Raw genomic sequence first — 22,467 nt, forward strand, 5'->3', positions numbered from 1 at the left:
AAGCAATAATTTCTCATCTCTAAAATCCTATTGGCTTTCTTTTGACAGCTGGCATATCGATGCCGCACACTGATACGTCAACATTTTCATTCCGCCGTAGTCATCCATATATCCCGCGTAAAGTTGGCTAAAACTTGCACTTGGTACAGAAACACTTTCTTTTGATAATGGCGCTACCATGACACTCTCAAAACCTGGAAAGTTATTCTTATTGTTGTGGCTTAAATAACCCAACGTGACGTAGTATTTCGTTGGATTTTCAATGAGCAACTGACTACCAGAATGCGTAAACTTCAGTTCTTTCGCCCACACTTTATCGCTGTTATTTTCAATTTGAGGTGGCCGATAAAACATTTTTAAACGGCTCTGAATCGCAATTTGCACCACATTTTCTTTATCTGAAACAGGAGGGATTTCACGCACATTCAGGTAAAACAGCGATTCCCTATCCTGAGGCAATGTATCAATCCCTTCAGTCTTAATAATTTTAATTTGGTTTTTTGCATTCGGCTCAACACGTTGCATAGGTGGCAAAACAGTAAAAGGCTCTGAAACTTTGTTCCCCTTCGCATCTTCCATCCATGATTGCGCCAAATACGGCATTGTTTTACTTTGGTTATTAATCACTAAGCTAATCGATTTATCTTTGCCTGGAAAAATAATACGGGTGCGATCAATATTAATTGCCGCAGAGGCGACTTGCATGCCAGCAAAGATTAATGAAAACCCAAAAACAACTGCATACTTTTTACTCATACATCATTCCTTATTGGCAAGGGATCAAGACTTTACCTTGATTCTTTTCAGTCATATTCGGTAAGTTCAAGCGACATTGATTTGTACCACTTGCCCACTTAACAATGTAACTTTCATCTGGGTCTATCCCAGTCAAATAAGCGACACCACTGTCTGCAATAATGCCAACTTCCCTAGAGGTATTCACTTCGATGACACTCGTCCCCAGAGGTGGATAATTACCGTTACTCAAACGGATCACAGCTAAAATACGTTTCCCTTGGTTCGCTTTTATTTTTTGATAACCAATTGAGCCTTCAGTTAATGTTTTCCCAATAATGTTGTCATTCACATCAACATCATCGGGCAGCGTATTCATATCAATGTACACATCCGAGTTTGAAAAACTGTTCAAACTTGTTGCAACACCGATACCGAAGCGGTTGGTGACGGACTCGCCATTATCAATAGAAATACCCGCAACGTTATCGCTATCAATCATGACGCGCGGTTCATTGTTTGTGCCATTACGGTGCATCGCAGCACCATATTTAGTGGCTGTCATAGAGCCATACCAGCTCCCACCAAAGGCGCGATAAGAATTCACATTTTCCGTTGCGTTAACATTTAATACGCCATATGGGGAAGAGCGTTGATAGCTACCACTAATATTCGGTTCTGCACGCCCGAGTTCATGCTGATCGCCACCTACTCGCATACTCCAGTAATTATTTTGCTCATTTGGGCTGTAATAGGCGACAGATTGCCCAAAGTTATGATCATTATCTGCGTATTGGGCGTCATAGCTCACTGATCCACCATTTTCTAACGGAATTGAAAATGACAGATAAATTTGATTGTCATCGGTTTCTTCGTATTTAATTTTATTGAGAGACAATGTTCCTGAAATATTTTTAAGCTGCCCAACACTAAACAGTTTACTCAGGCTCATTCCAAAGTTTGTTGTCGACTCACTGCTCCAAAACTGATGGTGTGAGGCATTAAAGTAAACCGTTAAATCCAATGGGCTAATGTATTGGTTAAAAGAAGCGGTATACACGTTTTTATCACGCCTAAAATCAAGAACACCATTAGCAGCATCAATATATTGCGGCATGGTTAGGAATTCTTTTTCAGAGAATTTGTAGCCCGCAAAAGTGACTTGTGAGTTGGTGGATTCGAAACGTTTCGAATAATTCAGACGATAACTGTTTCCTGAATAAGAACCAAAATGATCTAAATTTGCATGGGTACGCGTAATATCCAGCGATATTGCCCCAAACACATTCATGTTTTGCCCAATACCCAGGTTGACGGCTTGATAATTATTATTATCGACAGTGGCAATTAACCCGCCAAAAATGGAGGTATTGCCAAATAACCCATAAGATAATTCACCCGCAATAAACCGTGGCTCGACTTTCTGAGAACGCCCAAACGGATCCGACTGCCCCATCGTCAATTTATAAAGAAGCTGCCCTTGGCGCGTTAAAAATGGCAATGATGCCGCCGTCACTTGATAAGTCGTTTTTGAGCCATCCTCTTCCTCAATGGTCACATCTAACGTACCTTGTACTGCTTCTGTAATATCTTGAATATTAAAGGGACCAGGTGCCACTTTAGCTTGTTTAATAACACGCCCATTTTGTGAAATAATCACCATGGCATTGGTTTTAGCAATACCCGTCACCTGTGGTGCATAACCACGCAATGAAGGAGGGAGCATACGATTATCACTAAAGAGAGATGCCCCAATAAAACGGAAACTATCAAACAAATCTGTTTTTAAATAAGACTCCCCAAGTAAAACTTTTGCGCCCATTTCAGGTAATGCACGAAATGCATAAAGCTGAGTCCAATCAAATCGTTCATTCGTTTTTCCTTGAGAACGATTATATTGATACTGATAGTCTGCACGGAAACGCCAAGCACCTAAGTTCACGCCAGCCGTACCATTACTGCTACCGCTAAATGTTTCACTGGTATTTTTAGGGGAGGTGTAATTTAAAAACAGGTTGTAGTCGAGAAATGCGCCTGCGATTCCATTTTCCCATTGGGACGGCGGAACCCAGTACGGATCATCATATTCTAACCAAGCTTGAGGAATAGAAAATAAGATATTCTGGTTCTCTTTATCAAATCGATAGTGAATATCTAGCTTTTTAGATAGTTCAACACACTGGTTATTATTATTTTGCAGAAGTTCTTCCTGAACTTTCTTTTTTAATGCAAAAAGAGTGACCATCTCTGGTGTAACACAGAGTGTTGAATTATCTTTACTCTCTTCAATAAATTTAATTAGATGTTGACCCGCTAATTTCCTACCATTCAGTGTAATATCCGTAAGATATTCACCAGCAGGGATAAAATCAGGATTTGAAAACTGACTTAAATCAATATTGTCTCTGTCCTTTGCATCAATAATATTCATATTAAATTCGACTGCATTGGACACTCCTGAAAAAGAAAATGCCAATACAATAGAAAATAATATTTTATTCATTTTAAACTGAGGCAATAAAGACATGATGTTCCCTGTCAAAAAGATAAAAAATCAAAATAAAAAGGGAAAATAACAGGCAAAAATATGCCTGTTATTTAAGGTATAGATTAGAGGTAATTTAAAGCGTAAGTCGCTTGAGAAATGATGCTACCAGTTTCTACTTTGTTACCATTTGCTTCAACACGTGCACTAAATGCTAATTTGTTAGGGCCGTCAGCTAATGGCAATTCAACACTTGTGTCACCCACTTTCATTGTTGCGCCATCAGCATTAATCAGACGAACACCAACACCTTTAGAAGTACCTGTATTTGCTAACAGTTCTTTTGCCGTTGTATCTGGCGTACCAGTGAAAGTCACTTTAACTTTGCTAACTGCAGGGAAAATAACTGTGTCTGAAGCATCTTTAACTTCACCTAAATCACAGTTTTCTAATTGAATATTATATTGAACGCTTTGGCTAAATTTATTACCAGTTTCTAATACTTTATTAGCAACTTGGCCAAGGTCAACGTTAATTGTACCATCACCTGGGATTGAACAAGGTGCATTGATAACTTTACCAGTGAAGTTGATGATACCACTTCCTTGGTCTACAGGTGCTGCATTAGCAATACCAAACGAAGAAGCGATAATTGTAGCTAATGCAATTTTAGTTAATTTCATTTATATTTTCCTATAAAAAGACGACAGATGTACCAATCACTTAATAATTAAAACAATTATTAAGTTGATATTTTTTTGCTGAGGATATAGTAAAAATAACATTTATCCCTCTAATTAAGGAATAAATTAGTTTTATTTAATTGAATTTATTTTTATATTATTTTTATATTGGATATGAGAATATCCTTAACTTTCTTAGTTAATTACTTTCTTTATTTAAGAACACATCGTCAATAAAAAAACAAATCATCTCTGTTTCTAGAGCACTAGCTAATACATGCAAATTTTCGATATTAATGTTGCACTCCCCTCTTTCATAGCGTGAGATCTGCTGCTGACTTACACCAACAAGATTTGCAAGCTCAATGCCAGAAAGACCTAAATGCTTTCTTCTTTTTCTTATTTCTCTACCTACAATACGATTTACATTTATCATCAACTATAGCCCAACAAACTTAAAATATTAAACGGCTAAACTATATTACAGATCAAAAACCTTTAGAACATAAAAATTTATCTTTTGAAATGCAAATTAAAATATTGCAAATCAATTAAAACACGAAATTTGAGTTAATTATAAATTTGAAGATATAAAAGTAAAACTGTTTATAACGATCAATAAAATAGATTAAAGCCAGAGAAACCTATCAATATTAGAGTATTTCAAATTTAAATAGTGACCAATGAAAAACAACTCAATAAAGTTAAATTTTTTAATATAGAATAATTAGAAAAACAACAACTAACCTTTTGATTTATTTTAAGTAAATATAGATTACCATTAACAATGGTAACTTAGATAAATATAGGTTTATTTTAGATTATTTAACTTAGTGATTAAATATTTACTATTCAAAATAGACATCTTGATTAATAAGCTTTTTTACATAAAAAATATGTAAATTAATTTTTAATTTACATTATTTTAGTTTATATCAAAAATACCACTATCAATGGTATTTTAATTTTTATGGTTTTTGAAAATTAAATATACAGGAAATCTCATTAACTCATTAAACGAGTGCGAGATATAAGAAAATTGATTTAAGAGAAGGTAACTCATTTTAAATACGTAAATCTAGCAAATTATCGCGCCCTTAAGCAGGAATGTTAACGATATCATTAAATAATGCCATTTTAAGTAAAGTGGTCACACCAAGCGACTAAAATACCTTTTATTTAACATATAGTTACATTTGCTACAAATTGTAACCAAGTGATAAATATTATTAATGAAATTAGACGTTTTTTTTCTAGTAACAAAAATAAAACATAATAATTGAGTAATTAGCTCACGGAAAAAGTGTAAAACAGGTATTTATACTTAGTTAATCACCCTGTTTTAGGTAAAAAAACTTCGATGATCTAGTAACAACAATATTCACCAGCTCAGTCTAGACGGAAATTAAGCGCTTAATCACAAGAATAGAGTACTTTTTTAGTGCTAATTAAGCCCTTTTACGGCTTTTTAGTTAAATAACTAAATGCTAATCAATAAGTTATTTTTTATCCCTGCAGATTATATAAGAATATTTCACCTAATAAGAGGTTTTTTTTCGAAGAATATAATGCATTTCAACTTTTTCACTCAATTTAAATCATCGATATTCGACTAGTTTTTCCATTTCGATAACCAATGGTTATTAAAATGAAAAATAACTCATTATTTTTTTTCAAAATAACGTGTTTTTATTTTGCTAATAAAGGAGATATTGATGAATAGACAACCATTACTTCGCGCTGCAACGGTGCAATTCCAACACCAAGCAGGCAATAAAGACTACAACTTAGCCTGTATCCACAACTTCATTACGCAAGCTGCACAAAAAAAGGTCAGAATGCTCATATTCCCTGAAATGTGTATTACTGGGTATTGGCATGTCCCAAAACTGTCTGATGAAGACGTTTATGCACTCAGTGAAATCTTGCATGACAGCCCTTCATTAGCCCCTATTCGCCAACGTGCCATCGAATTAGATATGCTTATTGGCGTTGGATTCATTGAAAAAGGCCTCAATGGTAAATGTTATAATACCTGGGTCGCTTGCATGCCTGACGGGCAGTTATATGCGCACCGAAAACTGCATGCCTTTGAGCATCCAGTTATTCAAAGCGGTGATAACTACACAGTGTTTGACACCCCCTGGGGTGTCAAAGTCGGCATATTGATTTGTTGGGATAATAATCTGATTGAAAACCCGAGAGCTACTGCATTACTTGGCGCTGATATTATCCTTGCACCTCATCAAACGGGTGGAACAAACTCCAGTAGCCCGTATGGTATGAAGCGCATACCACTGCATTTATGGGAAAACAGAGAACAAGACCGACAAGCACTGATCGATGCATTTCAAGGGGAAAATGGTCGAAACTGGTTATTACGCTGGCTACCTTCACGCGCCCATGATAACGGTGTTTTTTACCTGTTTAGTAATGGCGTTGGCCGTGACGACGACGAAGTTCGAACAGGAAATGCGATGATAATCGACCCTTATGGCCGCATTATTCAAGAAACGACTGCCACTGAAAATGACATGGTCATCGCTGATTTAGACCTTAACTTACTCCCCAACTCCAATGGGAGACGTTGGTTAATGGGACGACGTCCCGAACTCTACACAATTCTTAATACTACAATGGGTTACGAAACAGATATTCATCAGGTTCGTTTCGCATCTCAAGCAACACCTTTTATCAAAAAATAAATCAGTCCCTGTAAAATAGCGAATGCTATAGTGGTTTATTCATTATATAGATACTATAGCGTTTATCATTTTCTGTAAGAGGTAAATATGGATACCCGACTTCTTCGCGCCTTTATTACTCTTGCGGATACAAAAAATTTCAAAGAAGCCTCAACACGCTTATGCATAAGCCAGCCTGCATTAACAAAGCAAATTAAGTTATTAGAAGAGCAACTCAATTTACGGCTATTTGAACGAGGCCGCCACGGCGCAATGCTGACAGAGCATGGCCTTACATTGCTACCCCATGCAAAATTAGTCCTGAACCACGTACAAGAATTATTGAATCAAGCATTGACGATCAAGGAAGAGCCCCCTAAAGTTTTGAATGTCGGTTTTGGGATCTCATCTTTTCAAGAGGCCTCTTTATTTGTTGCTCACTTACGGGAGAAACTACCTAGCGTTGCCATTGTGTTGGACGATATGCCATCACATATAATGAGAGAGAATCTTCTTACTCATCAATTAGATATTGCATTTACTCGCCGTGTCTCCCATGGTTCAATAACAAATATTATTAGCCAACCCTTAAAAACGGAAGTTTTAGCCCTCGCTATATCACGCGAATACGCACAACATAATTCGATACGGGATTATTTAACACAATATCCATTGCTTATGTTACGTGCAGAGCGTGGCCTTGGCCTTTACCAACAGATTCAGCGTTACCTGCAATCGGAAGAGTTACATATCTCTCCCTTACAAGAGGCCAGCGATATACAAACGCTTATTGCATTGGTTGCCGCCAAAGTGGGCGTTAGCCTTATTCCTTACAGTGCAAAATATATTGCACAAGAAGATATCCTCTTTATTCCTCTTCACCACTGTGAGGCAGCAAATTGGCAAATCGATGTCGTTTGGCAGGCTTCATTACCCAAAGCATGGCAACGCACTTTCCGCACTTTGATTGATGAAATGCATGAAACCCCGTGAGCGATAGGCAATAAGAAGAACTCCGTAATTCCTATATATTAAATAAATGAACTCTGATATTTATTGTTGTTATCTTGGTTAGATAGGCACTTTATATATGTCCGCTAATAGGTCAATTGCTCCACTTAAAATCATCGCGTCTGGCGTTGCTTTGCCTGAAAACAAAATTTACTCCTCTATGCTCGATGAAAAATTCAATAAAACAAAAGGGTTTGTGGAGAAACATTCAGGTATCGAATATCGCTATCATGCAAATAATACTGATTCACAAGCACAGTTGGCTGCACAGGCCATTGCAAATGCATTACAGCATAATCAGTTATCACCACAAAGTATTGATATGCTGATTAACGCCTCAGCGATCCCTGTTCAGGCATTACCTTGCTCTGCTGCCCACATCCTTGAACAATCAAATTTAAATGATGGTATTGCCTGCTTTGATATCAACTCCAGTTGCATTAGCTTTATTACTGCGCTACAAGTGGCTGCGGGCATGTTAGCAACAAGCCAATACCAACGAATAGCCATTGTCTCTGCTGACATAGCCTCACGGGGCATCGACTGGCAAGATAAGGAATCATCGCTCATTTTTGGTGATGGTGCAGCGTGTGTGATTGTTGAAAAAGGGGATGGCACCAGTGGCATTCTTTCTTACACTCACACTACACACACTGACGGGATTGATTTTTGTGAAATTCGCGCAGGTGGAACACGGAAAAACCCACGTTCAGGAATGACTGAGGATGATTTCCTGTTTCATATGCAAGGTAAAAAACTTTTCCGCATGGCATCTGCCTTAATTGAAGAATTTATGCAGCGGGTCTTCACCGAGTCAAACTTACAACTCGAGCAAATTGATACTGTCGTGCCCCACCAAGCGAGCCATTTATCGTTAGAACACATGCGTCAACGTGTTGGCGTGACATCCGATCAGCTCATTGATATCTATCGCCATCGAGGTAACCAAGTTGCAGCATCGATTCCATCGGCACTGCACGAAGCGATTATCACCGACCGTTTTTATGAAAAACAACATGTGATGTTAATTGGTACTGCCGCAGGTTTAGCTCTGTGTGCCATGGTATTAGTGCCATGAAAATCTTAGTCACAGGTGCCACAAGTGGGCTTGGCCGAAATGCTAGTGAGTACTTACTGGGGCGAGGTTTTGACGTTGTCGCTTGCGGGCGAAATCCACAAGCAGGAAAACAGTTAATCACAATGGGTGCTGAATTTACCCCTTGTGAACTGGCAAAGCTCTCTTTGCAAGAAGCAAAAGAGATGATGACTGGCTGTGATGCCATTTGGCACTGTGCGGCACTCTCTTCACCATGGGGCAAGCGCCAACATTTTGAAAGTGTTAATTTTCATGCGACTCACACATTAGCCACCGCAGCTGGTGAGCTAGGAATAGCACGTTTTATTCATATTTCGACCCCCGCCATTTATTTCAATTTCACCCATCAACGTGATATTACAGAAACCACCCAGAATACTCATTTCGCCAATCAATATGCGAGAACAAAATATTTAGCGGAAACAGCTATTCAGCAATGTGTTAAGCAGTATCCCAATACCCGCTATACCCTATTGCGGCCTCGTGGGTTGTTTGGCCCTCATGACCGCGTGCTACTGCCGAGGCTATTGGCACAAATCAAATCTCGTCAGGGTAAGTTAGTACTTCCTAACGGGGGAAATAACCATTTTGACTTAACCTATGTGGGGAATGTGGTTCACAGCATGCAACTGGCCACGCATAAAGACGCGTTACAAAGCGGCGCAACCTATAATATTACCAACCAACAGCCGCAAGCACTAAAACACACATTGCAGCAACTTTTCCATGAGCTTCAACTCGAGTGTGAAATTCGTTCCGCACCTTATCCCCTGTTATATAGCATTGCTGTGTTACTTGAGGGCATCAGCCATCTCACTGGAAAAGAGCCGCTTCTCACCCGTTATAGCCTCGGTGCAGCTTATTTCACCATGACGCTTGATAACCAAAAAGCCCAACAAGAACTAGGTTATTACCCGTTATATTCCATGGAGCAAGGAATTCATTTAACCGCTAACTGGCTAAAACAGCAGGAGAATTGATGTTAACCATTCACCAATATGAAGTTGGGTACTGCACACATCCAGGCTGTGTGGCCCTAAAAGGTGCCAGTTTTAAGTCTTGCAAATTCCCTGCCCGTGCATGGTTGATTGAAGACGAAAATCAGCGTTGGTTATTTGATACGGGATATGCCACCCATTTTTATGATCATACACGCAAAGGCATCATGCGGTTCTATCGTACGGTAACTCCTGTTTATTTCGAAAGCAAAGATGCGTTAGTCAATCAACTGGCAAGCGACGGACTTAAACCGAAGGACATTAATGGTGTGATTTTATCCCATTTCCACGGTGACCATATCGCAGGGCTGCGCGATTTTCCCGAGATGCCAATTATTTGTTCTGGTGATGGTTGGGCAAAAACACGTCCATTAACGGGCTTTGCCGCCCTGAAAAGTGCGTTTGTTCGCGGCTTATTACCTGATGACTTTGAACAGCGAACCGTATTTTATGAAGGCTTTGAACGTGTTGCCCTCCCCTGTGAATTACAAATACTCGGTGAAGGCTTTGCTGTGAATAAGTCAAAAACCTTATTAATTGTGCCACTCCCAGGGCACGCAGCAGGCCATATTGGCTTATGCGTATTAACAGAGGCAGGATGGGTGCTGCTTGCAGGGGATGCGGCATGGTCGCCCACCAATTACCGTGAACTACGGGGCCCGATGGCTATCGCTAATATCATCATGGATGACAAACAAGCGTATTATGAAACACTGAATAAATTGCATGAAATTGATAAGCAAAATATTGTTATTCAGCTCTGCCATGAAGGTGATTTACAGTGATATTGTCGATGCTCTGGCACTATTGGCGAGCACGCCGTTTGTCATTCAAAAACCGCACAGATTTAGAGGCTTACCAGCAAAAGCGTTTGGCTCAATTTAAACACAAAATACTGGCAAAGAGCCCTTATTTTCGTGCCTATATCGACCGCCCTCTACATGAATTTCCTATTATGAACAAATCCATCATGATGGAAAATTTTGACCAAATGAATACCGCTGGCCTCTTAAGCCAAATGCTTCTCGAATGTGCACAAAAAAGTGAGCAATCGCGTGATTTTGCCCCGAAAGTTGGCCGTTATAGCGTTGGGTTATCTTCTGGTACATCAGGGCGGCGCGGCATATTCGTGGTGAGCCCACAGGAACAAAGTATCTGGTCTGGCAGCATGTTAGCTAAAATGTTGCCCAAGGGACTATTCCACGGTGAGCGAGTTGCCCTCTTTTTACGTGCCAACAATAATTTGTATGAAAGCGTGAATAACCGCTGGATATCCTTACGGTTTTACGACCTTTTTGCTGATTTTCAGCAGCAACTATCCGCCCTTGAAGCCTATCAACCCTCAATTATTGTCGCACCTGCACAAGTGTTGTGTGCCATTGCTGATGCCATTATCCACCAGCAAATCCAGCTAACCACCCACAAAGTGATTTCAGTGGCAGAAGTTCTTGAACAACAAGACAAAGAGAAGCTTAAGCGCTGTTTTCCACAAGTGGGCGAGGTATACCAAGCCACAGAAGGCTTTCTGGGTTGTACCTGCTCACATGGCACGCTGCACTTAAATGAGTCTTTCCTGCATATTGAACCTAATTGGCTAGATGAAACACGGTTTTCGCCGATAATCACCGATTTTACCCGCCAAACACAGCCGATTGTACGTTATCAGCTTGATGATGTATTAGTGGTCAAACAAGCGCCGTGCCCTTGTGGCTCTCCAGAACTTGCCATTGAACGTATTGAAGGACGTTGTGATGACTTACTGCAACTGCCTGATCAACAAGGTAATATGACCACAATTTTTGCCGATCCTTGTGCGAGAGTCATCGTGAATAATTTACCCCTCACTGCGGATTTTCGGCTTACCCAACAAGGTTACCATTTATGCTTGCAAGCCGAGTGTAGTGAAGAAGAACTTGCTCATTGCCATCAACAACTGGAAAATTACTTAGCCAGTCAACGCGTGGATATTCAGCAGTTACATTGGGAATTATTAGCTAAACCTATTGAACAATCACTTTCCATCAAAAAACGCCGCATTACCCGCAAGGAACCGCAATGACAAGCAACGTCTTATTCCAGCGCTTAACCTATTGTTTGATTGGCTGGGGAACCGTTGGCATTGTGTACAACTACACAGGGCAAATTGTTGAGAATGCCAATATCTTAAGCCCAAGTGCCGTTGATAACATCGTGCCATTCTCCCCACATGCAGTTTGGTTTTATCTGTCGTTCTTTTTATTTATTCCACTAGGCTATTTTTGCAGCCCCATTGAGCGCGCCCGTTTATTAATGTTCGCCATGCAATTGTGTGCGTTGGTTTCTGGCGCAGTTTATTTACTGTATCCCACCACGATGCTGTACCATGAATATGATTTAACAACATTTTCTGGTCATGCATTATCGGCATTGATCGATATCGATAGCCCACAAAATTTATTACCTTCTCTACATGTCTCATTGACTCTTGTGGTACTGAATGCATTATGGTCAGTAAAATATAAATTTCGCACATTAACTTATTGTTTATGGGCCGCCGCTATCTGCGTGTCCGTATTGGTGTTAAAACGCCACTTGTTTATTGATGTTGTCACTGGAGCAGTAACGGCTTGTTGCGCGCTGTGGGTTGTCCACGCTGCAAAATACCGCTTAGAGAGAAAACGCTCATGAATGAATTAACCTTTCCCATTATTTTTATGTTAGCGATCGTCGTCGCAGAAGGCTTAGTGATCGCCAAAACACAAAAGGGTACGGTAAGCTGGCAAGAATTGGTGTTCAACCTGAACTCTGGCCATATTATGTTGTGGTTATTTAGAGGGTTAGAAATTTTTTGCTATGGGTTTGTGGTCACTCACTACTCTTTCAACCTTGTTGAAAACTGGCCAACAATTTTAGTTTGGGTTTTTACAATCTTAGCGTGGGACTTCGGCTTCTATTGGCTCCACCGATTGCACCATACTTATAGAATACTCTGGGCAGTACACGTTGTGCATCATCAAGGGGAGCATTATAACTTGTCGTTAGGGGTGAGAAATTCGTGGTATTCATCACTCACATCAATCCCCTTCTTTATGTTATTAGCGTTAATGGGCATTCCGCTTGAGGTTTTCCTTACTGTGTCGATTTTGCACTATACCATTCAGTTCTTTAACCACAGCGCCCTGATCCCGCGCTTGGGTTGGTTAGAGAAATTTATGGTGACGCCGCAGCACCACCGCGTTCATCACGTCAAAGAAGGGCATTATTCCAATCGCAACTTTGCAGGAAGCTTTATTTTTTGGGATAAGCTGTTCGGTACGTTTGCCAAACTCCCTGAAACTGAACATCATTTTGGTATTAAAGGTACTCCAGCCTCTGAAAACCCTTTTATTGACAGTAACTTACCTTTCTGGCGGATGATTAAACGTGCCAGTAAACCCGCACAAAAACCAACGCCGCTATTTCGCGTAAACCAAGTTGCCTTAGTAATGGGAACATTACTCTTATTCTCCCTAGTTATCGGCTATGTCTACCTTTACGGTTATGGCTACCAAGGCACTACGCTGCAACAAGTCGTTTTATTTGTGCTTTTGGCACTAGGAACCGTGGCATTATCAGGGATTTCTGATGGGCGAAAATCAGGGTTAATGAGCTGGTTTTTTATCGCCTGCTTACTACTGATTTGTGTGGTATTTATTTGGAAATGGACGACAGCCTTCTGGGTCATTTTTACCAGTGCGTTGTGGTTGCACAGCTTATTGATGTTAGTTGGGTTTGGCCGAAAACCGATAGTGGTGGCGAATGTCGCTTAAACCACTTAGGCCACTCAGTTACCAGCACCGCCATGATCAAGACTTCCAAAAAGCCTTGAATAAAGCGGCTAAACAATATTTGCATGATAATGCCGATCATCGATTTGCTGACGGACGTTTTTATGCCAAAAGCGCCGTGTTGCTATTGTGCTGTTTAGGCAGTTATTTCGCGGCACTGTTACTCGATACACCTTGGGCCTTTTTTGTTTTTTACCCCTGTTTTGTCTGCTTCGCTTTATTATTGGCCATTAATTTAGTACACGACGCCTCACACAATGCGATTTTTAAACACGCCAAAGCCAATTATTGGCTCAACTTTTGGATCACCATTCCCCTTGGCTTAGACCCTGAGTGTTGGCGCGTGCGGCATATTATTTTTCACCATGCTCATACCAATATTCGCCATTACGATTTGGATATTGAAGAGAATTTTGTTTTACGCCAAACCCCTTACCAACGTTGGTATCCTTTTATGCGAGCCCAACACCTGTATTGGCCATTGATTGCAGCAATGACATTCCCTGCACTCATTTGGTTTTTTGATTGGATGGACAGGTTTCACTTTACCCGCGTAGCGCCCCATATGCGTCATCAAGGGCAGCAAGGTATATTGGCGTTTATCATGGCAAAATTACTGCATTTGGTGATGGCCATTGTGATCCCCGCAATCGTTTTGCACGATATCAGCCTTGGCACGCTGCTCTTGACCTACGTACTCAGCCAAATGTTTGCATCATTAATATTTGTTGTACTAATACTAGGCACCCATTGGGCAAAAGCCACCTTCTATACCCCACCTAAAGAAGGAAACATGCCTCATGGTTTTTATACCCACACATTTTCAACCACTTATGACTGGCAAACCACACCACGCTGGCTAACCTATTGGCTAGGCGGGCTAAACCTTCATCTGACTCACCACTTATTTCCCAACTGGAATCATCGCCATTACCCTGCTTTGGCAAAAATTATTGAGCAAACCGCAAAGCAGTTTTCAATGGATTACCACTGTATTAGTGCCAAAGAATTGTTTGTGTATCAGCAGCGTTTCTTAAAAGAGATGGGGTCAGGCAAACAGCTCGATGAGCACTGAGTTTTCAGAGCATAAAACTCAGTGCGTTACGAAGGGCTAGCTACTTATCAACAATAATATTTTGGTTCACAACGTTTTGTTCGCTGTTACCTACCATTTGGGCAAATTTATCCAGTGGATCGGTACGAAACGCATATAAGCGTTTTAAGGCAAATGGGTTATCCCCCAGCTTCACTTTTCCTTGTATCGTCGTCACCGCGAGATGTAGCCCAGCCTCTTTCGCCGCTTCCATCGCCGATGCGTTATAGCCACCAAACGGGTAAGCTAAATAACGTTGATCTGGCTCGAAGTGGCTCAAAATCTTCATCGATCGTTTAAAATCCAACATAATCGTATGTTCTTTTCGGCTAAATAAAATGGGAGAGTTGTGATTATCCAAACGGTGCAAAAAATGTGTGTGGGACTGAATGTTAAATACATCTTGGCTATCTTTAATTTCTTGTTTACTCATAAATTGTAATGAGTCAGCCGACCACTTTTGCGGCTGTGTTTTAATCCGTGAAGAAATCACAAATAACGTCGCTTGCTGCTGGTTATGCCTTAAAATAGGCAGCGCATAGCGGTAAACCGATTTCAAACCATCATCAAAGGTGAGTACCACGGCTTTGCCTGGCAGATTGGCCGTTTGATTTAAATAATCTTCCACATCTTCTAGGGACAACGTTTGGTAACCCGCATTTTTCAGGTAATTCATTTGCTCACTGAATGCCTTAGCCGATGTCGTCGTCGAGGTGTGGCGAAAGTGTTTATTTTCGCTATCTTGCAAAATATGGTGATACGTTAAGATAGGAATACCTTTATCCAATGCGACATCCTGTAAACGCACATACCCTAAACGATCTCCAAGGCGAATAGTTAACCATGCCGTCTTCTCACCCGCTTTATCGGTTTTAATCATGCGAGCCAAAATAGGGTAACGCAAATTATCCCACAAAGAAGCTATTTGTGGGCTATTGCTGTCGGTTGTTCGGTAAACTGGGGTTTTTTGATGCGTAACCAAATAATCATAAATCGGGTTTTGCAAATCATTGAGTCGGTCTGCATCTGGTGCATAACGCGGCTTTTTATTCGCAAAAGAGCTAGTTTTAACAAAGGCATAATCATTGCCGAATTGCAGCGCACAATAGTCCCCTGCAGGGGAATAAGCGTAAAAACCATGGTCTGCATTTAACTCAGCGACTGCTCTCATTTCACCTGCTATGAGCGAAAAAATAATTTCATTTTCTTTCGTTTGTACTAATTTAGGCGGAATATCTGCAAGCTTCCAATCGTCGGTATTGCTTATCTCAACCGCTAACGATTGAGAAATTGAATTTACAAATAACACGCAAAACAGCAAAAAAAATCGTTTACACATTTGTTATCCATCATCCGCTGAATTTTACCGTAATTATTCTAAACCTACTCAATAAGTAACCCTATACTTTGATAAAAATTTTTATTTTTAATTAAAAACAATAAATTAGTGACATTGTTATTCACTTTTCAAACTTTCCTTTTCAAAATTCAGTGTTCCAAATAAAGTTGTTATACCAATTTTAAGTTTTTTTATGAGTTATCATACAAAATAAAGAGATCTAGCTCATATTTATCATTTAAAAACGCGGCATTGGCACAATCTGTAAATCATTTGACAGTTAATTCCAATTCTCACTGCTAGATTGACTTTCAAGTACTTTTCAACACTTGGGAATAGCAATGAAAATAAAAGAAATTAGCACCTTTATCATGCACGTTCCGGTCACTAATGACCTGATTGGCGATTCAACCCACAGCATTACCCACTGGGGGATGCCTGGTGTGATGATTAAAACAGAGTGCGGTTTAGTGGGCTATGGCCACACTGGCACACATGCAGATATTACAACAGACCGTTTAATTACCACCATTATTGAAGATGTTTTTGGCCCAATGTTACTGGGTGAAGACCCGAACGAAGTGCGTTATTTGCACCGTAAACTTACTCGTAGCTCAACCAATATTTGGGTGGGACGTGGTGGTTTAATGCAAATGGCTATCTCCGCCATTGATATCGCACTGTGGGATTTAAAAGCCAAAGCCGCGCAGCAACCTCTGTGGCAATTATTTGGTGGTTCTAAACATAATAAAGTCAATGCATACAATACCGACTGCGGCTGGTTAGTTCGCAGCCAAGACGACCTTGTCGATGACTGTAAAAAAATGATCTTCGAAGAAGGCTTTAAAGCGATAAAAATGAAGATTGGTAAACCTGATCCGCGCGAAGATTTACAACGTATCGAAGCTGTTCGCAACGCAATCGGCGACGATATTGACTTAATGGTTGATGCAAATGGTAAATGGGATATCAGCATCGCCAAACAATATGGCCACCGTTTAAATGATTTCAATATCAAATGGTTTGAAGAACCACTGTGGCACGATGATGTGGCGAGCCATAAGCAATTAGCCGCTTATATGGATACGCCAATCGCTTTAGGTGAATTACTGTATCACAATGATTCATTTAAAGAATTTGTACTCGCTGGCGCTGTTGACTACTTACAACCCGATGCAACTCGTTGTGGTGGTTTAACCGCAGTATGGGAAATTGCCGACTTAGGTATGGCATTTAACCTGCCAGTCACTCCGCACCATGGCGATATGATGCAAGCACAGTTGCATCTCGTGATGGCGCACCCTGCCTGTTCATTATTGGAATTTATTCCATGGACACTGGACTGCTTTGTTGATCCCGTGGAAGTGGTTGATGGTGTGTACAGCACCCCAACCGCACCAGGCGCAGGAACAACGTTAAAACCAGAAGCATTAGCAAAATTTAACGTGAAATAATAAAAATCCCTTTCCTGATATTTTAATTATTCACAGCAAAGGAAAGGGAAATATATAACAAGAATTATTCATTTAAATTACCTATTTAATAGCTCTATACTCTACTCTGCTGATTTCTCAGTGGTGGGCTAAACACGTAATAAAAATGAATAGATAACATCATTATTACCTTATAAAAAATACTGGGGTGAACCATGTCCACCAATATTGACCACTTATCATCAGCGACCAGCAAAGCGATACGAAAAATAATACCAATGGTGGTATTAATGTTCATATTAGCTTACCTAGATCGCTCAAATATTGGCTTTGCTAAACAAGAGTTTCAGCTAACAACAGGGTTAAGCGACGCCGCTTATGCATTCGGCGCAGGGATTTTCTTTATCGGTTACGCATTGTTTGAGGTACCGAGTAATATCTTGTTATACCGCATTGGGGCGCGAGTTTGGTTATCACGCATCATGGTCACGTGGGGGTTAATCTCTGCGGCAATGATGTTTGCCCATGATGAAACCACGTTTATTGTTTTGCGTTTTTTACTCGGTGTGAGTGAAGCAGGCTTCTTCCCTGGGGTTATTTTATATTTAACCTTCTGGTTCCCACAAAATATCCGTGCTCGAGTCACTGGCTACTTCCTGTTTGGTGCGCCATTAGCATTTATTATTGGTGGCCCATTATCAGGCTCATTGCTTGCTTTGGAGGGCTCATCCTTTGCTTTCGGATTATACGGCTGGCAATTGATGTTTGTTGTGGAAGGTTTATTAGCTTCTCTTGTCGGGATCTGGGTATTCTTCTACCTTGATGACCGCCCAGAAAAAGCAAAATGGCTGACAGATGATGAAAAAAATGCCCTTGCTTCAAAACTTGCATTAGAAGAAGACGCGAAAAAAGGCCACAGCCCGAAAGGTGCGCTGAGTGCCCTGCTAGACATGCGCGTTCTGTACCTGTGCTTGATTTGGTTCACTGTTCAGGTCTGTGGATACGGCATTTACTTCTTCTTACCAACACAAATCGCAACCTTGCTAGGTAGCAAAGTGGGTGTGTTGGTCGGCTTTGTGACAGCAATTCCACCATTATGTGCCGCTATCGCAGTGTATTATGTACCCCGTATTTCTGAGCGTTTAAAAGAACGCCGTAAAGTGGCTGCAATTACCTTTATGTTAGGCGCTGCGGGGATTGCTGTATCTGGCTTGTTCGATAGCATCCCAGTGATTGCCATCATTGCATTGTGTGTGGCTGCTGCGGGTCACTTAGCGATGCAACCGTTGTACTGGAGCTTCCCATCGGCTTATTTAGGCGGAACGGCAGCGGCATCGGGTATCGCTTTAATTAACTCGGTAGGTAACTTAGGCGGTTTTGTGGCACCAAACTTAAGGGTCTGGGCAGAAACCACCTTTGAATCCGCACGAGCTGGCTTATATTTCATTGCCTTAGTCGCCTTTATCGGGGGCCTATTAATCCTCACATTAAAAAAACTCGGCATCGAAAAGAAATTTGAAGATTAATTTCGATTGATGTGAGCTCCCCCGAGTCATCTTTGGTGGCTCGGGATTTTCTATTTTTAGATCAAACCCATTGAATTACCTGTTGCTGTTGTTCATGATTGAACATAACCCCACCCAATGCCATGATAAAGTTCGCGATTCATGCAGGGAGCATTCAAATGAACATTGTTGTACAAAACAGTCAGTTAGTTATGACGCATGATGATGTGCTAGACGTTTTACAAACCAATAGCTGGTTCAGTAACTTACCAAACTATTTGATTAGTGCGCTAATGGAGTGCGCTACACTGCGTTTTTATAATGATAGTGAGATGGTTCATTACCAAGGCGACCCCGCTCGTGGGTTGTATGCGGTCATCCAAGGTTCAGTAAAAGTCAGTTCGATCTCCACCGATGGACGTGAATGTGTGTTTCGCTACCTGTCCCCAGGCAACTGGTTTGGTGAAATTGCGATGTTAGATAAATCGGCGCGTACCCACGATGCAAAAGCCATTAGCCCAACAATCTTGCTGACCATTTCCCCAAAAGATCTTTCTCTGATCTTGGAAAAACACCCTGTTTTCTATCAGTTTTTGAATATTCTGCTCTGTAAAGTAATCCGCAATGCGTTCACCATTATCAATGACAGCGCCCTACTTTCTGTTTCGGCGAGGCTTGCAAAGCGCCTCCTGAGTTTAGCGGAAGGATATGGAGAACCCCATGAAAAAGGCACTCAGTTGAGTCTATACCTTACTCAAGATGACCTTGCGACCATTATTAATACCACTCGCCAAACTATCAATAAGCGCTTGGTAGCATGGGAAAAATTAGGCTGGATTGATGCAAAATACGGGAAAATTGTCTTAGTCAACCTTCCCGCATTAAAGCAAATTTCAGAGGATGATGAAGACTAGCTAGTCGCTTTGGTCAACGGGTGGGCTATCCGCAAAGAAATAGCGATCCATGGTAAATTCAAAGTCATCACTAGTGGCGTTGAATAGCATCTTTTTGGTATTTTCCAAATGCTGCCACATGGCTTGCCTTGCGCCTTTTGGATCTCGACGGGCTAACGCTTGTAAGATTTGGTCGTGCTCATCACACCAACTTTCAATAGAGCGGTTATCGATGTGCTCATGTAGTTTTAACCAATACGGGTTAAGTAACCGCTGGCTCCACATTTGTTCGACAATCACCACCATCGCGCTGTTATGGGTCGAAGCCGCAATTTGCATATGAAATGCCAGATCCCACGCTGAGTCACGAAAACGATCCTCTTTACGCGCATTCTTTTGAATTTCAAGCAGTTTTAAAATATCTTCTTTGGTGGCTTGAGTCGCTGCAAACTCCGCAATATGGCTTTCGATCAACTGCCTTGCTTGCAATAATTCAAACGGCCCACAGCGGCTAAACTCCAAGCCGCCCTCAGTATTGACAGAGTTATTAGACCGATTGCTGATAACATGTATACCAGAGCCTTTCCTAACATCCACATATCCTTCCACCTCTAACATGATAATAGCTTCGCGGATCACTGTGCGACTGACATTCATTTCGTCTGCCAATAGCCTTTCTGCGGGTAGTTTAGTGCCAACAGGGTACTCATCATTTTCAATACGTTCTTTAACCAGTGCAGCCACTTGCTGGTACAGGCGCGGTTCGCTCTCAGCTGAGCTCATGATTTTCTCCTTTTGCAGTATGGCCTAACTCGGCAATGCTTTTATGGCTTTAGTATAACGAAATAACTCAATGATGGGGAAGCAAGAATATGGCCAAGAAATAATTTCACCACAAAATTGGTATAACACCTTTTAAAGTTATAAACCAGATCGTATAATGCATGAAAATTAGGCAGCAAAATTGAAGATAGTTACCCTACTGATCTTTTCAGTCCGATGTACCGCTCAGGGAGCAAAACATGCAAAAAGAAATAATTAAAATACACACTAATGACAATGTCGCCGTCACACTAATCGATAGGTTCGCTGGGGATACATTCACGATTGAAGATCAATCGATTACATTGAAAGAAGATGTGAGCCGCGGCCATAAAATTGCCTTAACCGCCATTAAAACAGGCAAAAATGTCATGAAATATGGGGCGCCAATAGGCCACGCCACCATAGACATTAGCACTGGGGAGCATGTGCACACCCATAATACCGCGACCAATCTTAGCGCATTAAATGATTATGAATATCACCCTGAGCATAATGCAATTTCTGCAACCGTGGCTGATCCTGATGTCCGACTCTATCGCCGAGCCAATGGCGAAGTAGCGATTCGCAATGAGATTTGGGTGATCCCAACGGTGGGTTGTGTCAATGCCCTCGCCCGCAAAATGATCGAGCGATTCCAAAAACAAAATGGCAACCCTGATGATATTGATGGAGTGTATTTATACAACCATACCTTAGGCTGCTCCCAATTGGGGGATGACCACTTAACCACTCGTACAATTTTGCAAGATATGGTCAAGCACCCTAACGCAGGGGGCGTATTAGTGATTGGACTTGGTTGCGAAAATAACCAAGTTGCAGCCTTTAAAGAGACCCTCGGTGAATTTGATGCAGGCCGCGTTAAGTTTATGGTGTGCCAACAATTAGAAGATGAAATTGAAGCAGGCGTTGAGCATCTTAATGAGTTATATCAAATTGTTAGGCAAGATAAACGTGTTGCAGGCAAACTCAGTGAAGTGAAATTTGGCCTCGAATGTGGCGGCTCCGATGGGCTATCGGGGATCACTGCAAACCCACTATTAGGCTGTTTTTCTGACTTTTTAGTGAGCCATAATGGGACGACTGTATTGACGGAAGTACCTGAAATGTTTGGCGCAGAACAAATTTTAATGAACCACTGCCATGACGAGAAAACCTTCGAAAAAACGGTCGAAATGATCAACGATTTCAAACAGTATTTTATCGCCCATGACCAACCTATTTACGAAAACCCATCACCAGGTAATAAAGCAGGTGGTATTTCAACCCTTGAAGAAAAATCCCTTGGTTGCACGCAAAAAGCGGGAACCAGCCAAGTAATGGACGTCTTAAAATATGGTGAACGCCTGACAACACCTGGCTTCAACTTATTGAGCGCACCAGGTAACGATGCCATTGCAACCAGTGCATTGGGTGCTGCAGGCTGCCATATGGTGTTATTCACCACTGGTCGTGGAACGCCGTATGGCGGTTTCGTACCAACGTTAAAGATTGCGACAAACAATGAGTTAGCGGCGAAAAAACCCCACTGGATTGACTTTAACGCAGGCGCACTGTTAAACGGTAAATCCATGGATCAATTACTGGCTGATTTTATTCAGCTTGTGGTAAAAATCGTCAATGGCGAACAAACCAAAAATGAAATCAACGATTTTCGTGAATTAGCCATTTTCAAAATGGGTGTCACACTTTAATATCAAGTCCATCCCTATTGTTTTGCTGTTGTGAAGCAATAGGGACCCTTTCATTATTTTTCTCCTAAATGTAAATAATCACCCATTGTTATTCACTTGCGCACAATAAAGAAAAGTCATCATTTCGCTATTTTTAAGATATGGTAGGATCACGCTGAGATAACGATTTTCAATTTATTAGCAAGGTGAA

At 41.0% G+C, this 22,467-nt stretch carries 19 protein-coding genes; 13 read left to right on the plus strand and 6 right to left on the minus strand.

Annotation, left to right across the window (positions count from 1 at the left end):
• Window positions 1-27 precede the first annotated feature (27 nt).
• From ACE2AL_RS17650 to ACE2AL_RS17665, 4 genes are all read right to left on the minus strand, one after another.
• Window positions 28-756, minus strand: a complete 729-nt coding sequence (locus ACE2AL_RS17650) for a molecular chaperone (protein ID WP_206083427.1) — start codon at window positions 754-756, stop codon at window positions 28-30.
• Window positions 757-766: 10 nt separating this feature from the next.
• Window positions 767-3,262 carry a fimbria/pilus outer membrane usher protein gene (locus ACE2AL_RS17655; protein WP_375083732.1) on the minus strand — a complete coding sequence of 832 codons (2,496 nt, stop codon included), beginning with the start codon at window positions 3,260-3,262 and terminating at the stop codon, window positions 767-769.
• A gap of 83 nt (window positions 3,263-3,345) precedes the next feature.
• Window positions 3,346-3,903 (minus strand): fimbrial protein, encoded by a 558-nt coding sequence (locus ACE2AL_RS17660; RefSeq protein WP_206083425.1) that lies wholly within the window; start codon window positions 3,901-3,903, stop codon window positions 3,346-3,348.
• Between the two features lie 199 nt (window positions 3,904-4,102).
• Complete coding sequence (locus ACE2AL_RS17665) at window positions 4,103-4,339, minus strand: helix-turn-helix domain-containing protein (protein ID WP_206083424.1); 237 nt, start codon at window positions 4,337-4,339, stop codon at window positions 4,103-4,105.
• A gap of 1,279 nt (window positions 4,340-5,618) precedes the next feature.
• On the opposite strand from ACE2AL_RS17665, the gene ACE2AL_RS17670 reads away from it, so the two are divergent.
• From ACE2AL_RS17670 to ACE2AL_RS17710, 9 genes are all read left to right on the plus strand, one after another.
• Window positions 5,619-6,608, plus strand: a complete 990-nt coding sequence (locus ACE2AL_RS17670) for a nitrilase family protein (protein ID WP_206083423.1) — start codon at window positions 5,619-5,621, stop codon at window positions 6,606-6,608.
• 87 nt (window positions 6,609-6,695) lie between these two features.
• Complete coding sequence (locus ACE2AL_RS17675) at window positions 6,696-7,580, plus strand: LysR family transcriptional regulator (RefSeq protein ID WP_353165846.1); 885 nt, start codon at window positions 6,696-6,698, stop codon at window positions 7,578-7,580.
• A gap of 97 nt (window positions 7,581-7,677) precedes the next feature.
• Entirely contained in the window at window positions 7,678-8,676 is a 999-nt protein-coding gene (locus ACE2AL_RS17680; RefSeq protein WP_206083421.1) for a 3-oxoacyl-[acyl-carrier-protein] synthase III C-terminal domain-containing protein, read from the plus strand.
• A complete protein-coding gene (locus ACE2AL_RS17685; RefSeq protein WP_375083733.1) occupies window positions 8,673-9,674 on the plus strand; it encodes an NAD-dependent epimerase/dehydratase family protein in 1,002 nt (333 codons plus the stop codon). The genes ACE2AL_RS17680 and ACE2AL_RS17685 overlap by 4 nt, the downstream gene beginning before the upstream one ends.
• The gene (locus tag ACE2AL_RS17690) at window positions 9,674-10,477 is read left to right on the plus strand and encodes an MBL fold metallo-hydrolase (protein WP_206083419.1); all 804 of its coding nucleotides are present in this window, start codon (window positions 9,674-9,676) and stop codon (window positions 10,475-10,477) included. Before ACE2AL_RS17685 ends, ACE2AL_RS17690 begins: the two co-directional genes overlap by 1 nt.
• Window positions 10,478-10,485: 8 nt before the next feature.
• Window positions 10,486-11,751, plus strand: a complete 1,266-nt coding sequence (locus ACE2AL_RS17695; protein ID WP_272539377.1) for a F390 synthetase-related protein — start codon at window positions 10,486-10,488, stop codon at window positions 11,749-11,751.
• Window positions 11,748-12,359 (plus strand): phosphatase PAP2 family protein, encoded by a 612-nt coding sequence (locus ACE2AL_RS17700; protein WP_206083418.1) that lies wholly within the window; start codon window positions 11,748-11,750, stop codon window positions 12,357-12,359. Before ACE2AL_RS17695 ends, ACE2AL_RS17700 begins: the two co-directional genes overlap by 4 nt.
• On the plus strand, window positions 12,356-13,480 hold the full coding sequence (locus ACE2AL_RS17705) for a sterol desaturase family protein (protein ID WP_272539336.1): 1,125 nt from the start codon (window positions 12,356-12,358) through the stop codon (window positions 13,478-13,480). Before ACE2AL_RS17700 ends, ACE2AL_RS17705 begins: the two co-directional genes overlap by 4 nt.
• Window positions 13,470-14,573 (plus strand): acyl-CoA desaturase, encoded by a 1,104-nt coding sequence (locus tag ACE2AL_RS17710; RefSeq protein ID WP_206083416.1) that lies wholly within the window; start codon window positions 13,470-13,472, stop codon window positions 14,571-14,573. The genes ACE2AL_RS17705 and ACE2AL_RS17710 overlap by 11 nt, the downstream gene beginning before the upstream one ends.
• A gap of 40 nt (window positions 14,574-14,613) precedes the next feature.
• Here ACE2AL_RS17710 and ACE2AL_RS17715 read toward each other — a convergent pair whose 3' ends face one another.
• Entirely contained in the window at window positions 14,614-15,930 is a 1,317-nt protein-coding gene (locus ACE2AL_RS17715) for a polysaccharide deacetylase family protein (RefSeq protein WP_206083415.1), read from the minus strand.
• A gap of 341 nt (window positions 15,931-16,271) precedes the next feature.
• Here ACE2AL_RS17715 and ACE2AL_RS17720 point away from each other — a divergent pair, with 341 nt between their 5' ends.
• The 3 genes from ACE2AL_RS17720 (at window position 16,272) to ACE2AL_RS17730 (ending at window position 19,782) form a co-directional block, all read left to right on the plus strand.
• On the plus strand, window positions 16,272-17,384 hold the full coding sequence (locus tag ACE2AL_RS17720) for a mandelate racemase/muconate lactonizing enzyme family protein (RefSeq protein WP_206083414.1): 1,113 nt from the start codon (window positions 16,272-16,274) through the stop codon (window positions 17,382-17,384).
• A gap of 194 nt (window positions 17,385-17,578) precedes the next feature.
• Window positions 17,579-18,889, plus strand: coding sequence for an MFS transporter (locus tag ACE2AL_RS17725; protein WP_206083413.1), 1,311 nt, complete (start codon window positions 17,579-17,581; stop codon window positions 18,887-18,889).
• A gap of 158 nt (window positions 18,890-19,047) precedes the next feature.
• The gene (locus tag ACE2AL_RS17730; protein ID WP_241016810.1) at window positions 19,048-19,782 is read left to right on the plus strand and encodes a Crp/Fnr family transcriptional regulator; all 735 of its coding nucleotides are present in this window, start codon (window positions 19,048-19,050) and stop codon (window positions 19,780-19,782) included.
• On the opposite strand, the gene exuR is transcribed toward ACE2AL_RS17730, so the two are convergent.
• Window positions 19,783-20,544, minus strand: coding sequence for a transcriptional regulator ExuR (gene exuR / locus ACE2AL_RS17735; RefSeq protein WP_206083411.1), 762 nt, complete (start codon window positions 20,542-20,544; stop codon window positions 19,783-19,785). It lies immediately after the preceding gene.
• A 239-nt stretch (window positions 20,545-20,783) separates the two neighbouring features.
• On the opposite strand from exuR, the gene ACE2AL_RS17740 reads away from it, so the two are divergent.
• The gene (locus tag ACE2AL_RS17740) at window positions 20,784-22,277 is read left to right on the plus strand and encodes a UxaA family hydrolase (RefSeq protein ID WP_375083734.1); all 1,494 of its coding nucleotides are present in this window, start codon (window positions 20,784-20,786) and stop codon (window positions 22,275-22,277) included.
• Window positions 22,278-22,467: the final 190 nt, after the last annotated feature.

The sequence above is a fragment of the Providencia xihuensis genome (assembly GCF_041953405.1).
Taxonomy (GTDB): Bacteria; Pseudomonadota; Gammaproteobacteria; order Enterobacterales; family Enterobacteriaceae; genus Providencia; species Providencia vermicola.